At 54.1% G+C, this 18,152-nt stretch carries 15 protein-coding genes and 1 other RNA gene; 3 read left to right on the forward strand and 13 right to left on the reverse strand.

Annotated features, from left to right (window positions below; translation table 11 throughout):
• Nucleotides 1-55 precede the first annotated feature (55 nt).
• Together ACF8PE_RS15310 and ACF8PE_RS15315 are read left to right on the forward strand one after the other, a co-directional pair.
• Nucleotides 56-1,042 carry a glutathione S-transferase family protein gene (locus ACF8PE_RS15310; RefSeq protein ID WP_032614335.1) on the forward strand — a complete coding sequence of 329 codons (987 nt, stop codon included), beginning with the start codon at nucleotides 56-58 and terminating at the stop codon, nucleotides 1,040-1,042.
• 107 nt (nucleotides 1,043-1,149) lie between these two features.
• Nucleotides 1,150-1,515, forward strand: coding sequence for a DUF805 domain-containing protein (locus ACF8PE_RS15315; protein ID WP_032614337.1), 366 nt, complete (start codon nucleotides 1,150-1,152; stop codon nucleotides 1,513-1,515).
• Between the two features lie 39 nt (nucleotides 1,516-1,554).
• Here ACF8PE_RS15315 and yhaJ read toward each other — a convergent pair whose 3' ends face one another.
• Nucleotides 1,555-2,451, reverse strand: coding sequence for a DNA-binding transcriptional regulator YhaJ (gene yhaJ, locus ACF8PE_RS15320; RefSeq protein WP_032614339.1), 897 nt, complete (start codon nucleotides 2,449-2,451; stop codon nucleotides 1,555-1,557).
• Nucleotides 2,452-2,555: 104 nt separating this feature from the next.
• On the opposite strand from yhaJ, the gene ACF8PE_RS15325 reads away from it, so the two are divergent.
• The gene (locus ACF8PE_RS15325; RefSeq protein WP_392495052.1) at nucleotides 2,556-3,257 is read left to right on the forward strand and encodes a pirin family protein; all 702 of its coding nucleotides are present in this window, start codon (nucleotides 2,556-2,558) and stop codon (nucleotides 3,255-3,257) included.
• 38 nt (nucleotides 3,258-3,295) lie between these two features.
• Here the strand turns inward: ACF8PE_RS15325 and ACF8PE_RS15330 are convergent, their stop codons facing one another.
• From ACF8PE_RS15330 to garK, 12 genes are all read right to left on the reverse strand, one after another.
• Nucleotides 3,296-4,600 (reverse strand): serine dehydratase subunit alpha family protein, encoded by a 1,305-nt coding sequence (locus ACF8PE_RS15330; RefSeq protein ID WP_191152178.1) that lies wholly within the window; start codon nucleotides 4,598-4,600, stop codon nucleotides 3,296-3,298.
• A gap of 21 nt (nucleotides 4,601-4,621) precedes the next feature.
• A complete protein-coding gene (locus ACF8PE_RS15335; RefSeq protein ID WP_032614345.1) occupies nucleotides 4,622-5,953 on the reverse strand; it encodes an amino acid permease in 1,332 nt (443 codons plus the stop codon).
• Between the two features lie 344 nt (nucleotides 5,954-6,297).
• Nucleotides 6,298-8,592 (reverse strand): formate C-acetyltransferase, encoded by a 2,295-nt coding sequence (gene pflB, locus ACF8PE_RS15340; protein ID WP_117386354.1) that lies wholly within the window; start codon nucleotides 8,590-8,592, stop codon nucleotides 6,298-6,300.
• 15 nt (nucleotides 8,593-8,607) lie between these two features.
• On the reverse strand, nucleotides 8,608-9,816 hold the full coding sequence (tdcD, locus tag ACF8PE_RS15345) for a propionate kinase (RefSeq protein WP_117386353.1): 1,209 nt from the start codon (nucleotides 9,814-9,816) through the stop codon (nucleotides 8,608-8,610).
• Nucleotides 9,817-9,846: 30 nt separating this feature from the next.
• Nucleotides 9,847-11,178 carry a threonine/serine transporter TdcC gene (tdcC, locus tag ACF8PE_RS15350; protein ID WP_077226319.1) on the reverse strand — a complete coding sequence of 444 codons (1,332 nt, stop codon included), beginning with the start codon at nucleotides 11,176-11,178 and terminating at the stop codon, nucleotides 9,847-9,849.
• Nucleotides 11,179-11,189: 11 nt separating this feature from the next.
• Nucleotides 11,190-12,179 carry a bifunctional threonine ammonia-lyase/L-serine ammonia-lyase TdcB gene (gene tdcB, locus ACF8PE_RS15355; protein WP_032614354.1) on the reverse strand — a complete coding sequence of 330 codons (990 nt, stop codon included), beginning with the start codon at nucleotides 12,177-12,179 and terminating at the stop codon, nucleotides 11,190-11,192.
• Between the two features lie 100 nt (nucleotides 12,180-12,279).
• Nucleotides 12,280-13,218, reverse strand: coding sequence for a transcriptional regulator TdcA (gene tdcA, locus ACF8PE_RS15360; protein ID WP_032614355.1), 939 nt, complete (start codon nucleotides 13,216-13,218; stop codon nucleotides 12,280-12,282).
• Between the two features lie 762 nt (nucleotides 13,219-13,980).
• Nucleotides 13,981-14,244: a CPCC family cysteine-rich protein gene (locus ACF8PE_RS15365; protein ID WP_071886411.1), complete on the reverse strand. Its 264-nt coding sequence runs from the start codon at nucleotides 14,242-14,244 to the stop codon at nucleotides 13,981-13,983.
• 5 nt (nucleotides 14,245-14,249) lie between these two features.
• On the reverse strand, nucleotides 14,250-14,504 hold the full coding sequence (locus ACF8PE_RS15370; RefSeq protein ID WP_032614356.1) for a hypothetical protein: 255 nt from the start codon (nucleotides 14,502-14,504) through the stop codon (nucleotides 14,250-14,252).
• Nucleotides 14,501-16,039, reverse strand: coding sequence for an S-type pyocin domain-containing protein (locus ACF8PE_RS15375; protein ID WP_072010748.1), 1,539 nt, complete (start codon nucleotides 16,037-16,039; stop codon nucleotides 14,501-14,503). Before ACF8PE_RS15375 ends, ACF8PE_RS15370 begins: the two co-directional genes overlap by 4 nt.
• A gap of 511 nt (nucleotides 16,040-16,550) precedes the next feature.
• Nucleotides 16,551-16,928, reverse strand: an RNA gene (rnpB, locus tag ACF8PE_RS15380) — RNase P RNA component class A.
• 32 nt (nucleotides 16,929-16,960) lie between these two features.
• On the reverse strand, nucleotides 16,961-18,106 hold the full coding sequence (gene garK / locus ACF8PE_RS15385; protein WP_032614357.1) for a glycerate 2-kinase: 1,146 nt from the start codon (nucleotides 18,104-18,106) through the stop codon (nucleotides 16,961-16,963).
• Nucleotides 18,107-18,152 lie beyond the last annotated feature (46 nt).

Here is an 18,152-nt window from a genome sequence, read left to right on the forward strand (position 1 = left end):
CTGAATCAAAAAGCGAGGAGATATCTCCTCGCTTTTGCTATCTAAGGAGGAAAAGATGGGACAACTCGTAGACGGCGTCTGGCAGGATACCTGGTATGACACCAAATCCACCGGGGGACGCTTTAAGCGCTCCGTTTCGGCCTTCCGTAACTGGCTTACCGCCGACGGCGCGCCTGGCCCGAGCGGCGAAGGTGGCTTTGCAGCAGAGAAGGATCGTTACCATCTCTATGTTTCGCTTGCCTGCCCATGGGCGCACCGCACACTGATCGTTCGCGCCCTGAAGGGACTGGAATCACTGATCCCCGTGTCAGTCGTGCATCCGTTGATGCTGGAAAACGGCTGGACCTTCGGCAACGATTTCCCGGCAGCCACCGGCGATTCGCTCTATCACCATGATTTTCTTTATCAGCTCTATCTGCGCGCCGATCCTCACTACACTGGCCGGGTCACCGTTCCGGTACTGTGGGACAAAAAAAATCAGACCATTGTCAGCAATGAATCGGCAGAGATCATCCGCATGTTCAACACCGCGTTTGATGCTCACGGCGCCCGGGCCGGCGATTATTATCCGCCAGCGCTGCGCGAAAAAATTGATGACCTAAACAGCTGGATCTACGACAACGTTAACAATGGTGTCTACAAGGCCGGATTTGCCACCAGCCAGGAAGCTTACGACGAAGCCGTGAACAACGTCTTTGCATCGCTGGAGCGCCTGGAGCAGATCCTCGGTCAACACCGCTATCTGACCGGCGACCAGCTGACCGAAGCCGATATTCGTTTGTGGACCACCCTGGTGCGTTTTGACCCGGTTTACGTGACCCACTTTAAATGCGACAAACACCGGATCAGCGATTACCTCAACCTGTACGGTTTCCTGCGTGACATCTATCAGATGCCGGGGATTGCGGAGACGGTCGATTTTGACCACATCCGTAACCACTATTACCGCAGCCATAAAACCATCAACCCGACGGGCATCATCTCCATTGGCCCGTGGCAGGATCTGACTGAACCACACGGTCGCGACGCGCGTTTCGGCTAAACCCCAGGGGCGCTTCTCAGGCGCCCTTTACCCCTCTTTTATTCCCGTCTATGCTTTATTTGATCCCTTAGAAAACAAGTGATTAATTGCTGCTGAGGCCTTGTAAAATGGACTGGTATCTCAAAGTACTGCGAAATTATGTTGGGTTTAAAGGTCGTGCCCGCCGTAAAGAGTTCTGGATGTTTACGCTGGTGAACTTCATTCTGATTTGCGTGCTGGGACTGATCGACAAAATGCTGGGCTGGGAGAGGGCTGGCGGCGAAGGCATTCTCACCACGGTGTATGGCCTGCTGGTGCTGATCCCGGGGTGGGCGGTGCTGTTTCGCCGGTTACATGATACCGACAGGTCGGCGTGGTGGCTGTTGTTGGTGCTGATCCCGGTGCTCGGCTGGCTGGTTATCCTGATCTTCAACTGCCAGCGCGGAACCCCCGGTGAAAACCGTTTCGGGCCGGATCCGCTGCGAAACGAGTGAGAAATTGCCCGGCGGCGCTGCGCTTGCCGGGCGTAAAGATTACTTCTGAACGAACAGTTTCTGGATCTCACGCAGACACCAGGATTTGGCTTCACCCATGCTGTCACGACGCCACGCCATAATGATATCCACTTCACTGGTGTACTCCGGGCTAACCACCCGCAGCCGTCCTTCGGCAATATCTTTTTCCACAAAAGGATACGGCATGGTGGCCACGCCCAGTCCGGCCAGCAACGCCTGACGCTTGTCTTCCAGAGTACTGACGGTAAGACGCGGCTGCTTGTCCAGCAGCTGAACGGTTAACACCGGACGTTCGCGGGCGGTATCTGCCACCGCCACGCCGCGATATTTTACGCGGGTCACTTCCGACAGGGGTTCTGGCTCCTGATGGATCGGATGATCCGGGGCCGCCACGTACACATTCAGCACTTTATAGAGCTTGCGGGAGTTGATCTCGGATGAGGAGCGGAAGTGCATGTCCGGCGCGATCACAATATCGGCCCGGCCCTGCTCCAGACGTTCCCACGCCCCGGCGAGCACCTCGGTGATGATCGACAGCTGAGTGTTGGCTTTCTCTGCCAGGCGATCCACCAGCGGATAGAGCGCAGTGGTGGGCACCAGCGCCTCGGTGACCAGCGTCAGGTGCGTTTCCCAGCCGCGGGCCAGCGCTTCGGCGTCGGTAGTCAGTTTATCTGCCGCTTCCAGCAGCACGCGGCCGCGCTCCAGCAGCATTCGCCCTACGTTAGTGAATTTTGTTCGATGACCGGAGCGGTCAAACAGCACCACATCCAGCTCTTCTTCCAGCTTCTGCATGGTGTAGCTCAGGGCAGATGGCACGCGCCCAAGTTCGTCTGCTGCTGCAGCGAAGCTACCGCGTCGATCGATTGCGTCCATCACCCGCAGTGCTTCAAGGGTCAATGCTCTCTCTTTAGCCATGGCGTTCTCATTCAGGAAATTTGAACATACCGGGCAGAATATCTGGCTAACAATGCAGCGTCCATACCTTTACCATTGTTTTAGTGTAAAGAGAGGTCAAGTTTATGATTACGACAAGAACAGCCAAACAGTGCGGAAAAGCCGATTTCGGTTGGCTGCAGGCCCGCTACACCTTTTCCTTTGGACACTACTTTGACCCGAAACTGCTGGGCTATGCCTCTTTGCGTGTACTGAATCAGGAGGTACTCGCACCCGGGGCCTCGTTCCAGCCGCGTACCTATCCGAAAGTGGATATCCTGAACCTGATTCTTGAAGGCGAAGCAGAGTATCGCGACAGCGAGGGCAACCATGTCCAGGCGAAAGCCGGTGAAGCATTGCTGATTGCCACCCAGCCAGGCATTAGCTATAGCGAGCACAATCTCAGCAAAGATAAGACGCTGACGCGGATCCAGCTGTGGCTGGATGCCTGCCCGGAGCGTGAAAATCCACCGCTGCAGAAGATCGACCTGCAGGATGGTAAGCAGCAACTGCTGGCCTCCCCCGACGGCACTGCAGGGAGTTTGCAGTTACGCCAGAAGATTTGGTTGCATCATATCGCGCTGGATAAAGGGGAACGTCTGAGTTTTCAGCTGCATGGCCCACGCGCCTATCTGCAATCCATTCATGGTACGGTGCATGCGTTGACGCCAGCTGAAGAGCGGGAAGCTTTGACCTGTGGGGATGGAGCATTTATCCGCGACGAAGCAAATGTCACGCTGGTCGCCGATACGCCTTTGCGCGCATTGCTGATAGATTTGCCGGTGTAAAACGTCTCCTCTCTCTGTCAGGAGAGAGGAGCGTTATATCAGGACGCCTTCTGCGCCATGATTTCGATAATCTGCCGGTCGGTCGCCTGCATCGAACGGCACGCCAGTGAGCAAAGATTGGCAATGGACTGTTCAACATCCTGCGCCACGATCCCTTCGTTGCCGGTGACAGCTGAGTCATCGAGCGCCATCAACACTGCCTTCCAGGCGCTGCCCACGCTGGTTGATACCTTCATGGCACAGCTGTTAGACGCCCCGTCACAGATCATCCCGCTGACATCACCAATCATACTGCTTATCGCCATCGCGATAGCCTTATAACGGCCATCCAGTAGCCATGCCATGCCTGCTGCCGCGCCCATGGCGGCAGTGGTGGCCGCACACAGCGCCGACAAACGAGGAAGCTGGTAGTGGATGTAAATCGCCGACAGGTGCGAAAGCATCAGCGCCCGCGCCAGTTTTTCGTCATCAGCCTGAACATGCTCAGCCACCACCAGCACGGGCATGGTGGCCGTGATCCCCTGATTACCCGACCCGGAATTGCTCATGGCGGGCAGCGTCGCTCCGCCCATGCGGGCATCCGACGCGGCGCTGGTGCGGATCACAATCGCCGATCCTAACCCCTGAGCGACAAAGCCACGTGCCTGCTGTTTCTGCAAGGTCGCGCCGATATGTAATCCCCAGTTGCCGGTTAATCCCTCCCGGGACAGCGCATCGTTCAGGCGCGCCGCCTCCAGAATAAAACGGATCGCCGGGAACGGAACCTGCTCAACAAACTCCAGGATCTGCGACAGCGTGGTGCGCGACAGCATCGTCAGCGGATCGTCTGTGCGACATTCCGGTTGCTCCTCGAGCCTGAAACGGGTTTCACCCTGGCAGTCGATATGCACCACCCGGGTATGGCCTCCCGCAATGGTGACGCTTGCCGATCTCTCCCCGGCATAAACACGGGCGCGGGAATAGAGGATCTCGTCGCAGGGTTCCTGCAATTTCACCTGCACCTTTCCGGCCGCGAGTAACGCTTTCGCCCGGGCGATGGCCGCGCCAGAGGCGTCTTTTAACACCTCCAGCCCGCCCCGGGCATTGCCACCGATTGCGCCCAGCGCGGCAGCAATCGGCAGCCCCACCATTCCGGTGCCAGGCACCGTCACACCCAGTCCATTTTTCATTAAATTGGGTGAAACCCACGCCTCGATATGCGTAATCTCCCCGCTCAACTGTTCAGCCGCAATGGCACAGGCCAGCGCCAGCGAGACAGGCTCAGTGCATCCTAATGCAGGTTTAACCTCTTCCTGCACCGCGTGAATTAACAGGTTCCATAAAGGATTCATTTGCTCAGACATCGTTACGACCTTCGTTGCGCCTCAGGAAAAAGCGAGGAAAGGAGAAACACAAAGCAGCAGTCCGGTGATGATGATAATCGCCAGCGAGACGCCTTTATATTTGTGCAGCGCAGGGACTTTGTAGACCAGCCACGCCGGAATTAAGCAGCCCACCATGCCAAAAATAGGGCTACAAATAGAGGTGAAGCTCAGCACCGGCGCGTTTAATACGATGGCGCTCCAGGCCAGCAGAATGGCGAAGACCATAATGCCGCGCTGTACGGTACGTTCATTGATTTTTTCGGCTGGCATTTTGCGACGCAGGATATTCATGACGATCCCCTGGGTGGCCTCGCGAAAGCCGAGATAGACGCCAAAGAAGGCGGTCATCACCGCAAAAATATTCAGCACCACGCTGACGATTTTGACCCAGCCCGCGCCGTCACCGCTGATAAACTGCGCGGCAATCGCCAGGGCAGAGATATTTTGCTCATAGGCTTTGACCGCTTCGTCATGCCCCATCGCCAGGGTGAACGAAACCGCATAGAAAAAGACGGTCACAAACAGAATGCCAAACGCGATATTCATCGCCCGCAGGGCTTTGTACCGCGCCACTTCGATCGACTTCGAGCGTGAGCGGTAGGAGATCACCATCGGACTGAGGGTCTGGATAAACAGAATGGAGGTTAAGGTAAAGGGCAGCGTAATAATGGCGTTTTTGATCAACAGCCCCATCGGCGGCAAGGTGCCAGTATTATAAAGATGCCACATGCCGATCATCGACAATCCTAACGCCGCCACTACCAGCAGTTTGGTGAGCACCATCAGGCTGGACACTTTGAACAGCATTTTTTCCCCGCGCGACGAGATCGCCACCAGGATACAGATCAGGAATAAGCCATAGAAGGGGTTCTCTGACAGCAGACCGTCAGTGATGCCGAAGGTCTGTAGATAGGATGCGCTGTCGTTGGTGATGGCAGTGGAGTAGACGAACATCCAGATAACCAGCATCACAAAATAGAGTGCCCCTAATAAGATGCCCCAGTTTTTGCCTAAATAGCCGCTAATCACGCTGGGGTAATCTTTGCACTCCGGTGATTCCGCCAGCGTGTTAATAAACAACCGCTGGAACAGATACATGGCAGGATAGCCGATAACTGAAGAGAGAAGAAAAACCCATAGCCCCATCAGGCCAACCTGCACCGGAAGAAAAACAATGCCCGCGCCAATGGCCATCCCAATACTCATGATGACCCAACCGGTGTCATTACTGTCGAATTTAATGGCCTCCTGCCATTCACGCTCACTCATTCCTGCCCGTCTTGCCGCCGGGGAGTCGTTCACAATCACGCTGCTGTTTGTCGCCGTATCCATTAGGCTCTCGCTTATTTTGTAGGGTGGACAGTTATTTTTATGGGTATCCGCTCATCAGCGATAATGAGTCAGAGAGGTGCAGGTGCGTGTTATTGGAATGGAAAGATCATAGCGAGAGAGACGGAGAAAAAAGTCACAACATTAATCAGGTTTTTCTGAGGCGGAAGAAAAAACTACTCTTTATTATAGGAAAATAATGCCCTTTTTTCTCATTGTGACGTACTTCAAGAAATAAAAAACCCGCGACATGCGCGGGAAGAATTTTGGCCTTAAACCTAAATACCCCATTGCCTTGACGATTTGCGCCCGGCCCCCGGCATGCTGCTCCGGGGGCCGGGATTGGCTCACATCGTGTGAGTGAAGGTACGGGAGATCACATCCTGCTGTTGCTCGCGCGTCAGGGCGTTAAACCGCACTGCGTAGCCCGAGACGCGGATCGTCAGGTTCGGGTAGTTCTCAGGATGTGCAATCGCATCCATCAGCATCTCCCGGTTCATGACATTGACGTTCAGGTGCTGCCCTCCTTCGACAGACGCTTCATGATGGAAGTAACCGTCCAGCAAGCCCACCAGGTTGGTTTTGCGCACCCCTTCGTCTTTGCCCAGCGCCTGCGGCACAATGGAGAAGGTGTACGAAATACCGTCTTTGGCGTAGGTGAATGGCAGCTTCGCCACGGAGGTCAGTGAGGCCACAGCGCCCTTGCGGTCGCGCCCGTGCATCGGGTTGGCCCCTGGCGCAAACGGCGTGCCGCCACGACGACCATCCGGCGTGTTCCCGGTCTTTTGACCGTACACCACGTTGGAGGTAATGGTCAGGATCGACTGCGTCGGCACCGCATTGCGGTACGTCGGCAGGGCCTGGATCTTCTTCATAAAACGCTCAACCAGGTCGCAGGCAATACTGTCCACACGGTCATCGTTGTTGCCGTACTGGGGGTACTCGCCTTCGATGACGAAATCGACCGCCAGCCCCGTGTGGTCGCGCACCGGTTTGACGGTCGCGTATTTGATAGCGGACAGGGAATCCGCGGCCACGGAAAGGCCAGCCATGCCGCACGCCATGGTGCGATGCACATCGCGGTCGTGCAGCGCCATCAATGAGGCTTCGTAACTGTATTTGTCGTGCATATAGTGGATCAGGTTCAGGGCACTGACGTACTGCACTGCCAGCCAGTCCATAAAGTGATCCAGACTCGCCATGACGGTGTCGTAGTCCAGCACGTCGTCCAGCAGCGGCGCGGTTTTCGGGCCGACCTGGATTTTCAGCTTCTCATCTACCCCGCCGTTAATGGCGTACAGCAGCGTTTTGGCCAGGTTTGCGCGTGCGCCAAAGAACTGCATCTGCTTGCCGATCACCATCGGGCTGACGCAGCAGGCGATGGCGTAATCATCGCTGTCAAAATCCACCCGCATGAGATCGTCGTTTTCGTACTGCAATGACGACGTGGCGATCGACATCCCGGAGGCGTATTTCTTAAAGGCGATCGGCAGCCGTTCGGACCACAGGATGGTCAGGTTCGGCTCAGGTGCAGGCCCCATAGTGTGGAGCGTGTGCAGGTAGCGGAACGACGTTTTGCTGACCAGCGTGCGGCCATCCAGCCCCATCCCGCCGATCACCTCCGTCGCCCAGATCGGATCCCCCGAGAACAGCGTGTCGAACTCCGGGGTGCGCAGGAAGCGCACCATGCGGATCTTCATGATGAAGTGGTCGATCAGCTCCTGGGCCTGGATCTCATTCAGCCGCCCTGCCTGCATGTCGCGTTCAATATAGATATCGAGGAAGGTGGCCGTGCGGCCCAGCGACATCGCCCCGCCGTTCTGCGATTTCACCGCCGCGAGGTAGGCGAAGTAGAGCCACTGCACCGCCTCCTGCGCGTTCATGGCCGGACGGGAGATGTCGTATCCGTAGCTTGCCGCCATCTGCTGGATTTGTAGCAGGGCACGTTTATGCTCGGCTAACTCTTCCCGCAGGCGGATCGTCCCCTCCAGATCTTCCCCGCGCTCCAGGCGGGGCTGAAGATCGGCAAATTGCAGTTCACGCTCGCGCACCAGATAACTGATGCCGTACAGCGCCACCCGGCGATAGTCGCCAATTATACGCCCGCGACCGTAGCCATCCGGCAGGCCAGTGAGGACACCCGATTTGCGACAGCGCATCATCTCTGGCGAATAGACGTCAAAAACGCCCTGATTGTGGGTTTTACGCAGATGGGTGAACAGGTATTCGAACTGCGGATCCATTTCACGGCCGTAGGCTTCAAACGAGCTGCGGATCATATTGATCCCGCCGTAGGGGTGCAGCGCCCGCTTGAGCGGCTTATCCGTTTGCAGACCGACCACTTTTTCGCGTTCTTTATCGATATAGCCCGGCCCGTGCGCGGTGATGGTGGTTGCCACGTTGAGGTCAAAGTCCACTGGCGCATGGGTGGCATTTTCCTGACGGATGCCTTCCATCACCTTCTGCCACAGCGCCGTAGTGGCAGGCGTCGCCGGGGCCAGGAAGGCTTCGTCGCCTTCATAAGGGGTATAGTTATGCTGAATGAAATCGCGCACGTTAATGCTGTTTTGCCAGTCATTACCGCAAAAGCCGGCCCACGCGTCGCTGTAGGGGGCGACACGGGTATCAATCGTTACCTTCATGATGTTCTCTCTGTATCAGGCGTACGCCGCAGCCAGACCAACCTCTCCCAGACGGAGGGCATCCAGCGCGATCATTTTTTCTTCGTTAGTGGGGATCACTGCGCAAACCACGCGGGAGGCCGCGGCGGTGATCACCCGCTCGCCTTCGCTGTTTGGCAGGGCATTGCGGGTGCGATCCAGTTCGATCCCGAACACGTGCAGATGGTCTGTGACCAGCTGGCGGATGAGCACCGAGTTTTCACCAATTCCGCCGGTAAAGATGATGCCGTCCAGCCGGTGCAGGGAGGCGGCATGCCCGGCGATGTGGCGCGCGATGCGGTGGACAAAGACCTCAATCGCCAGCCGGGCGCGCGCGTGCCCGTCGTGCCAGGCTTTTTCCAGCGTGCGCAGGTCAGAAGAGAGGCCGGAAATCCCGAGCAAACCAGACTCTTTATTAACGACGCGCCCGAGATCCTCCAGCGACTGCCCGGTTTGTTGGGCAATCCACGTTATCGCGCCGAAATCGACATCGCCGCTGCGCGTGCCCATCATCAGCCCTTCCAGCGGGGTCATGCCCATTGAGGTATCGACGCTCTGCCCGTTACGCACGGCACAGACAGAGGCCCCGTTGCCAAGATGGGCGATGACCAGGCCACTGTCTTCCGCCGGGAGATCCAGTAACTCCTGCGCCTGCCGGGCAACATAGCGGTGCGACGTGCCGTGGAAACCATACCGGCGCACGCCCAGTTCCTCGAAATAGCGGTACGGCAGCCCATACAGATAGGCCTGAGGCGGCAGCGTCTGATGAAAACTGGTGTCAAACACCGCCACCTGCTGTACGCCCGGAAATAAGTGCTGTGCCGCTTCTACGCCGCTGAGGTTGGCATAGTTGTGCAGCGGAGCCAGGGGGGAAACCCGCCGGATCTGTTCGATAACCGTTTCGGTGATGAGGGTGGACTCGCTGAAGAGGCTGCCGCCGTGGGCGATGCGGTGGCCAATTAAGGCCACGCTGCTCATCAGATCGCGCTTTTCCAGCTCGAGGGCGATGGCTGCCAGCGCCCCTTCGTAGTCCTTGCGAGCCAGATTCACTGGCTCGCCCCCATTCACGGAAATAAAGGCGTTCTCTGTGTTCACGCCGTCCGCCAGCCCCGTCACCAGCGCATCGCAGCTTGCCGCATCCAGCACCGAGAACTTCACCGAAGACGATCCACAGTTAATTACCAATACCACCGGAAATTCAATCATGTCATTACTCCGCTCTTCCTGAGCCTTAAATCAGAACAGTTTGTAGACGATATTCAGGATGGTCAGCAGCCCCACCAGAGTGACGAAGATGTTCTCGGTTCTGCCTTTGTACTTCGCCAGCGCAGGCGTTTTGCGGATGGCATACATCGGCAACAGGCACAGCAGAGAGGCGATAATCGGCGCGCCCATGGCTTCGATCAGGTCGAGAATGTTCGGGTTGGCGTAAGCCACAATCCAGGTGGACCCCATGATGAAAATCATGCTGATGGTGTTCAGTTTGCCGACGGAGACTTTTTTCTTGTCGCCTTTGTAGCCAAACTTCAGTACCAGGCCGTTCAGCCCTTCCAGCGTGCCCAGGTAGTGGCCGAAGAAGGATTTAAAGATGGCCACCAGCGCGATGATCGATGCGCCGTATTCCAGCACGGTGGCGAAGGTTGATTTGGTGCCGGACAGCGAGGCAAAGTGGTTTGCCAGATAGGAGAGCACTGGAATGTTCTGTGCTTTGGCTTCCGCCATGTTCTGCGGAGAGAGGGTAAACAGGCAGCTAAAGGCGAAAAACATTACCACCGCCACCATCAGCATGCTGGCGCGGCCGATAATTTTGGAACATTTCTGCTCGGTAAAGTCTTTGCCGAACTCCCCTTCGTACTCTTCACGCTTCGAGACCACAAACGAGGAGACGATAGGTGAGAAGTTAAAGGAGAAGACCATGATGGAGATCCCCAGCCAGACGGTGACCAGGATGCCATCGTGGCCGGTAAAGGAGATGTCGCTCAGGTTCACCTGATCGATGACCGCAGAGTTCCAGTAGGGGATCAGCGACAGCGAAATCAGCACCAGACTGGCAATGAACGGGAACACCAGCCAGCTCATCACTTTCACCATCAGGTCTTTACCAAACCAGATAACGAACGCCATCAGCAACAGCAGGAACAGGGCGACAAAGCCACGGTTCAATGCAGGCATCTGGAGTTGGTTTTCCCAGAAGGTCATAAAAGTGTTGGTAATAGTGACGCCGTAGATCCACAGCAGTGGACAAATGGCAAAGAAGTAGAGGAAGGTGATCACCACCCCGCCGGTTTTACCGAAGTGCTCTTCCACCGTCTCGGTGATATTCCCGGACGGATTGCTGCCGGACAGGCACAAACGCGCCAGCGCCCGGTGGCAGTAAAAGGCGATAGGATAGGCCAGCACCAGCATCAGTAAAATGGGGATCAGGCCGCCAAAACCGGCGCGGATAGGGAAGAACAGCACCCCTGCGCCAATGGCCGTACCGAACAGCCCGAGGGTCCAGGTGGTATCGGATTTCCGCCAGGAGGCGGTTTTTGTCTGCCCAATGATAATGCTTTCAGTATTGCTCATAGGAGGTCCTTTCAGGCATCAACTAAGCCAGTGATGTGTGAAACGCGGGAGAGATCGATATTACCGCCGGAAATAATGCTCACGGTTTTGCGGCCCTGAATGTAGTGATCCAGCTTGCCGCTCAATAGCGCAGCGGTAGCCAGGGCACCTGCACCTTCGGTGACCACTTTGTTACGCTGGATGAGGGCGATCATGCTGTTGCGAATATCGTCTTCGCTCACCAGCACAATGTCGTCCACTAATTCCTGCACAATTTCGAACGTTAATTTACCCGGGCGGGAAACATCGCAGCCGTCGGCTAATGTCCCGGCGGTGCGGTGGTTCATGATTTCACCAGCAGAATAAGAAGAGGCCATACCGTGAACATTTTCAGCCTGCACGCCGATAATATTGATGGTTGGATTAATGGATTTAATGGCGGTGGCAATCCCGGCAATTAACCCGCCGCCGCCGATGGGCACAATGACATTATCCACGTCGTACAGATCTTCCAGAATTTCCAGACCAATAGTGCCCTGCCCGGCAATGACCAGCGCATCATCGTAAGGAGGAATGAAAATACGCCCTTCCATCTCGACAATTTCACTCACTTTGGCAATGGTGTCGTTGAAGTTGTCACCATGGAGCACCACTTCCGCCGAATAATCGCGGGTGGCCGCGACTTTGGATTTTGGGGCACCCTTCGGCATCACCACTTTTCCGTCGATACCCAACATGGCGCAGGAGAGCGAAACGCCCTGTGCGTGGTTCCCAGCGGAACAGGCCACTACCCCTTTGCGTCTTTCGGCCTCGGTCAGCGAACTTAATTTATTAAACGCGCCGCGGATCTTAAAGGAGCCGGTACGCTGCATATTTTCAAACTTCAGGTATATTTCGCCCTTACAACGTTCGCTTAAATAATTTGAGCGCGGCATACCGGTTTTATAAATTCGTCCTGCAAGGCGTTTACGTGCAGTTTGTATATCTTCAAGCGTTACCGGGAGTTGATAAGTAATGTGCATAAAACCCTCTTAATAAGCGTTAATATTTTTAAGCAACGTTCAGCCGTGGACGAATGCGTTAACATTCGCCAGATGCGTAACAGTTAAATTGTTCGGTTAATTATTCAGCCATGATCGGCTGCTTTCGTCGTTCACTATTTTGTGCGGAATATTGCTTCGCTAATTCCACTAAGACCGACGCTGATTTTTTAATACGGTAATTTTTCGACCACACCGCCGCATAGCGTGCAATGGGTAATTCCTCTTCAACAGGCAGCACCACAAACTGATCCGAACCGAAGGGGGCAATCATGTCACGCGGGATCACCGTGAGGTAATCAGCATTCAGCACCAGGTTATAGATAGTGACCACGGAATCGGTCTGGACAATGTTTTCAATGCTGATGTGGTTGTTCTGGAGGGTCGTTAAGAGTTCTTTGTAGTAGCCCATGTCGGTTTGCGGCATCACCCACTGTTCGTGCGTGAGTGATGCCAGGGTTGTCGGGCCGGTGCATGTTCGTGTTTTACTGGCCACCAGCACGAACTCGGATTCAAACAGCGGCTCCACGTGCAGATCCTGTAACAGCATCTCATCGCTCAACGTACCGATGGCGAAATCCAGCCGTCCGTCACGGATAGCGGGCAGGAAGGAGGAGAGCTGCGCTTCAAACATCGAGACACGGGCTTTGGGGAACACTTCCTTGAACTTTTTGATCATGCTGGAGAGGAACGTAAAGCCAATCAGCGACGGGTAACCGAAGGAGACGTCGATAACGGTGCTGAAGCTCAGGGTGTTCATTTCGCTGACCATATTCTTCATTTCGCGGGTAATGGATTCGGAGTAAGCGAGTAGGGTCTGCCCGGCGCTGGTTAAGGTCACACCCGTGTTCTTCCGCACAATCAGCTCAACGCCAAAGTAAGATTCGATATCGTTGATGATTTTGCTGACGGCGGGCTGCGTCAGGCCCAGTTGCCTCGCCGCAGATCCGATAGAGCCACTTTTAATGACTTCCTGAAATACGACGAGGTGCTGTGTCTTCGGTAGAATAATAGTGTTCATTATATTCTGCGCTTATTTCCTTATCCCGATGAAGAATTCTACCCATTATTGATAACGGGGGTATGTGCTGTTACTCACAAATTAATTTCCCACGTTCATTACACCTTTAAATAAATCACACAAACCATTTATAAAACATAGAGTTAACTATAATTAAATCACGATATTGCCTGATATCGATCAACAAAAACCGACAAGATAACTTTATTTTATGGCGATAACCGAAGGCGCTTAAATGCAATTTTAAATCATAATAAAGGCGAACTTTCAGGCAATAAAAGCGTAATTATTCGCCATTTTCTTAATTAAAAAACGATGCAATTTTTAAAATAAAACAATAATCGAAGGGATATTGAGGGATAAAGGGTGCCGCGCATCACATTATTCATCTAGTGAATGTATTCAATATGAATATACGGTTAATGAATATTAAAAGAAGACACAAGCAGGCAACAAATATCTAACACTGCAAAACGCCTGCTTCATAGTGATTAATGTCACCTGCCAGGCAGCTCTTTTTGAGTGTGTAGTGGCATTTGGACAAAAAGCAGTGAAATGTGCTTATTGTCGCAAATTTAATAATTCGTTCTGCTTGCAGGGTTGCCTCAGAAAGCAAAAACCCCGCCGAAGCGGGGTTTTGTTGAAGAAGTTGAAGCTGACCGATAAGCCGGGTTCGTTCAAGCATACGTCAGGCATCTGCGGCGCTGGGATTGTCTTGTGCCACAGACTGTATCTCTCACTTTATGTAACAGATAAAACAGGTTAACAAGCAAAAGGAAGGGCGGAATTAAGCCCAGCCATTCGCTCACGGATAAGATCCATCAAAGCAGAGCTAACATACCTTTCAGCCTTGCCGGAATGCTCGCGCGCTTCGTTTAAACTCAAAACATTAGCCCCGCCTTTGTAGTCAGGTTCTTCAGCCTGAACAGGATCATCTTCCCAATTGAAAACCGGGCGAATCTCATAACTCTCCTTTCCGGGGAATTCATACTGACAGCAGCAAGGGCACGAGTGTTTATGAGCCATCAATTTTAAATTTCTCCACCTGAAATCTGAAAATCCAGATCTTCCTGATAGAATTTTTTACTTAAAATACCTTCAATAGCTCTAACCTTTTGGTCAGTAAGGTTCCAGCCTCCAAGCCCAGCCACAAAATCGTTATAGTCTTCTTCGGTCCACCCCATGACTTTACTAATCTCGGGAAGTTTCTCTTTAGGCACTTCAACCTCAAAAACAAGTAGTTCATCTACACGATCAAATGCATCAACAGTATAAATAATTGTCATTTCTCAACCCTTCTTGTTGGATCTGCCGGTTTGGTCTGCTCTCCTGATACAGGATCAAATTCCCCGAGATGATTTCTACCTGAACGATCATACATTTCAACTGTACCGTGCTGGGAATCCCACTCAAAAATGCGTCCTTTAGAATCCTTCCATCTTGAACGTAAAGTTCCCCCTCCTTTTACTGGTGTTCTTTTCTTAGCCGTTTTTGCATCTGGAAAAGCGGGTAATGGCGGAGTACCTCGTGGCGCTACATGGTATTTGTGATCCGCATTTAGATAGATATAAATCGGCGGGATGTCTGACACTGGCAGGATCAGAATGTAATCCGCGAAGCTCTTCTCATCCGGGGCCGGAGTGGTCGTTGTTGCGATGCGGCTATCATCCGGTAGCGGGTCAACAGGTATTGCCCCCGATAGCCTTGGCGGTGTCTGGTTGCCTGTGTTTGACGGCGTGTTGACGTCAGAATGATCTGGAGTCCAGATGATGGTTACCGACTTTTCTTCCTCAGTGGCAAAGGTGTACGCCTCATAGCGGCGGTCCCATTCCATCTTGCGGACACGCACCATATCCTTACCCGGTGGCGTGTGGTATCCATGCGGAACGGGATGTCCGTTGCTGCTATCCTCCCATGTAAAGCGGACACGCGAGGGAGCTTCACGCATCTGTGCAAGGCGCATACGGTCAATGAAGTCCTGTTCTCCTTCATTGAGTTTGCCGGGCATCATGCCTACCAGGAATCCGGCAACGGAGGCTCCAACGCCACCAGCGGCAATTTCCGTACCTTGTACCGCCCACGTCCCATAAGTAGCAAAACGTCCGGCAACCTGTTCAAGAACGCCAGCGCCTGCGGTGGCTGTCTGTGCTCTGCTCGCACTGGCAGCAGCTGCAACAGCGGCCTGATATTGTATCTCTTCATGATTGCCGTTTAACCACTTATACAGGGCGCTGCGCTTCTTCGGTTTTGAGATATCTTCGGGCGCTGGCGGCTTTTTCTTCGCCGTCTGTGCATGTTGTGGTGCATCAAAATCTATTGCGGCATCAGCAGCAGGTGCTGCCCGGAAAAGCCCCATTTCTGCAAAATTGGTGTGCGGCTCCTGCTGCTTTCCTGCATCAGTATTCCCTGTGCCGCGCTCGCGGGATTTAGCAAAGACAGGAACAGGTAATAGTGCAGCCCGGCTGACTACTGGCGACAAATGTGAGGAAACGACTGTCGATGGTGTCGTTGCTACCACCGGTGAAAACATTCTGGATTCGCTGAGCGAGTCATAGGCTTGTACGGTTATCTGCGGGATTATTTTTGCATTGCACGGGCAACTACTGAAACTGTGCAGACTGCCTGCAACAAGGCGACCATCCGTTTTAATCCATCCAATGCCACCGACTATGCGGTATATATTGCCATCTTTACCACACGATACCCGGTCACCCATCCGCGCAATAGAAGTGCCATTGGTTCGCCGGTTAGGTGCTCCGTCCAATATGCGTCCCCCACACGTGGTAGGATCGTACATATGGAGGATGTATCCCTTTGCCATAACTCCCTCTACTTAAAATGTATTAACGTTAATGTACTATTCATTGTATGAACAATAACCTTTCACAAAAATTGGCTTTTTCAGAAAATGAAACTTTATTTCAAATAATCTTTCTGTGAATGTTTTAGCGCAATTCATTCAGCTCGAAAAATATTAGGTTGTAGTCAAGAGCAGTTGGTGAGACGAAACCATGTTAAACAAACATGCTAACAGCAGAATGAAGTGGTACGCCGCTTCAGGATATGCACACGGCTACGCCTTTCCTGCCAAGTCTGAGGAGTGATAAGTGATATGTGTGGATGGAGACGAGAAATAATAAATCAACCGCGACGTGAACTATCCGTTCATAAAAGAGCAGCGGAAAATCTGGCGATCGGACAAACGAAAGTAGACATAATAAATGTCGTTACGGCGGAGTGTAGGGGGATGTTGCAACCGTTGGTGTATCCCATTAAGTATCCCAATTCTGCTTCTGAGCACCAGGGACACACCAACGTATTGTTTTAGAAGAAGTTGAAGCTGACCGATAAGCCGGGTTCTGTCGTTGAACAGTCATTCATCTAGGCCAGCAATCGCTCACTGGCTCAAGCAGCCTACCCGGGTTCAGTACGGGCCGTACCATGTGAACCCCTATTTGGCCTTGCTCCGGGTGGAGTTTACCGTGCCACGGACTGTTACCAGCCGCGCGGTGCGCTCTTACCGCACCCTTTCACCCTTACCTGATCCCACTTGCGTGGGCCATCGGCGGTTTGCTCTCTGTTGCACTGGTCGTGGGTTTCCCCCCCAGGCGTTACCTGGCACCCTGCCCTATGGAGCCCGGACTTTCCTCCCCTCCGCCCGTCTCCCCCGAAAGGGACGACGACGAAGCGGCGACTGTCTGGTCAGCTTCGGCGCGCAGTATAGAGGGTTTGTGCCCCGCTGTCACCCTTCGGTGAGCATCCCGACCTGCAGAGTGGCGGCGATATTGCGCGAGGCGCGGTAAATATTGTCAAACGCGCCGCGGAACGCCTCTTCCAGAGTGCTGATGCTGGTCAGGACACTGAACACCGCGTCGATGCCGTACTGGTGCACAATACCGACATCGCTGGTCAGGCTGCCGGCAATGCCGATCACCGGTTTATGGTATTTGCTGGCGACGCGCGCCACGCCTACCGGCACTTTGCCGTGAATACTTTGACTGTCCAGACGCCCTTCACCTGTCACCACCCAGGTGCAGTCATGAATATGCTCTTCGAGATTCAGCGCCTGGGTAACAATTTCTATGCCGCTCTTTAGCTCCGCGCCGAGGAACGCCATTAGCGCAGCGCCCATTCCTCCAGCCGCACCCGCGCCAGGCACATTTTTGACATCAATACGCAGCGCGGTATTAATCACATCAGCGTAGTGGGAAAGATTCTTGTCCAGCTCCTGAATGGTGGCTTCCGTGGCCCCTTTCTGTGGGCCGAAGATATGGGATGCGCCCTGCTCGCCGATCAGCGGATTGCTCACATCACAAGCCACCCGGATCGCGCAGGTTTTAAGGCGCGGATCGAGGGCCGAAATATCGATATTGTTCAGCGCCATCAGACTGCCGCCGCCGTGGCCGATATCAGTCCCGTTGGCATCGGTCAGTTTTGCGCCCAGCGCCTGTACCATCCCGGCGCCGCCGTCGTTAGTGGCGCTGCCGCCAATACCGATAATGATATTGCGCGCGCCTTTATCCAGTGCAGCGAGGATCAGCTCGCCCGTGCCGCGAGAGGTGGTAACCAATGGGTTACGCTGGGCTGGCGGAACCAGAGCCAGGCCGCTTGCCGCTGCCATCTCAATAAACGCCGTTACGCCATCGCCGGAGATCCCCCAGCAGGCGTTAACGCTTTCGCCCAGTGGTCCCGTCACTACCGCGTGCTGCATCGTGCCGTTGGTGGCGGCAATCATCGCTTCAACCGTTCCTTCCCCGCCATCCGCCACGGGAACCGAAACATACTCTGCATCGGGAAAGATCTCCCGAAAGCCTTTTTCTATCGCCCGCGCTACCTCGGTGGCAGACAGGCTTTCTTTGTAAGAGTCAGGGGCGATTACGATTTTCATAGTTATAGCCTGTTACCGCTTAAGGCAAAAATAGCGGGCGCGTTCC

Origin of the sequence: Leclercia sp. GLN_9, assembly GCF_043105735.1 — a bacterium.
Lineage (GTDB): Bacteria > Pseudomonadota > Gammaproteobacteria > Enterobacterales > Enterobacteriaceae > Enterobacter > Enterobacter adecarboxylatus.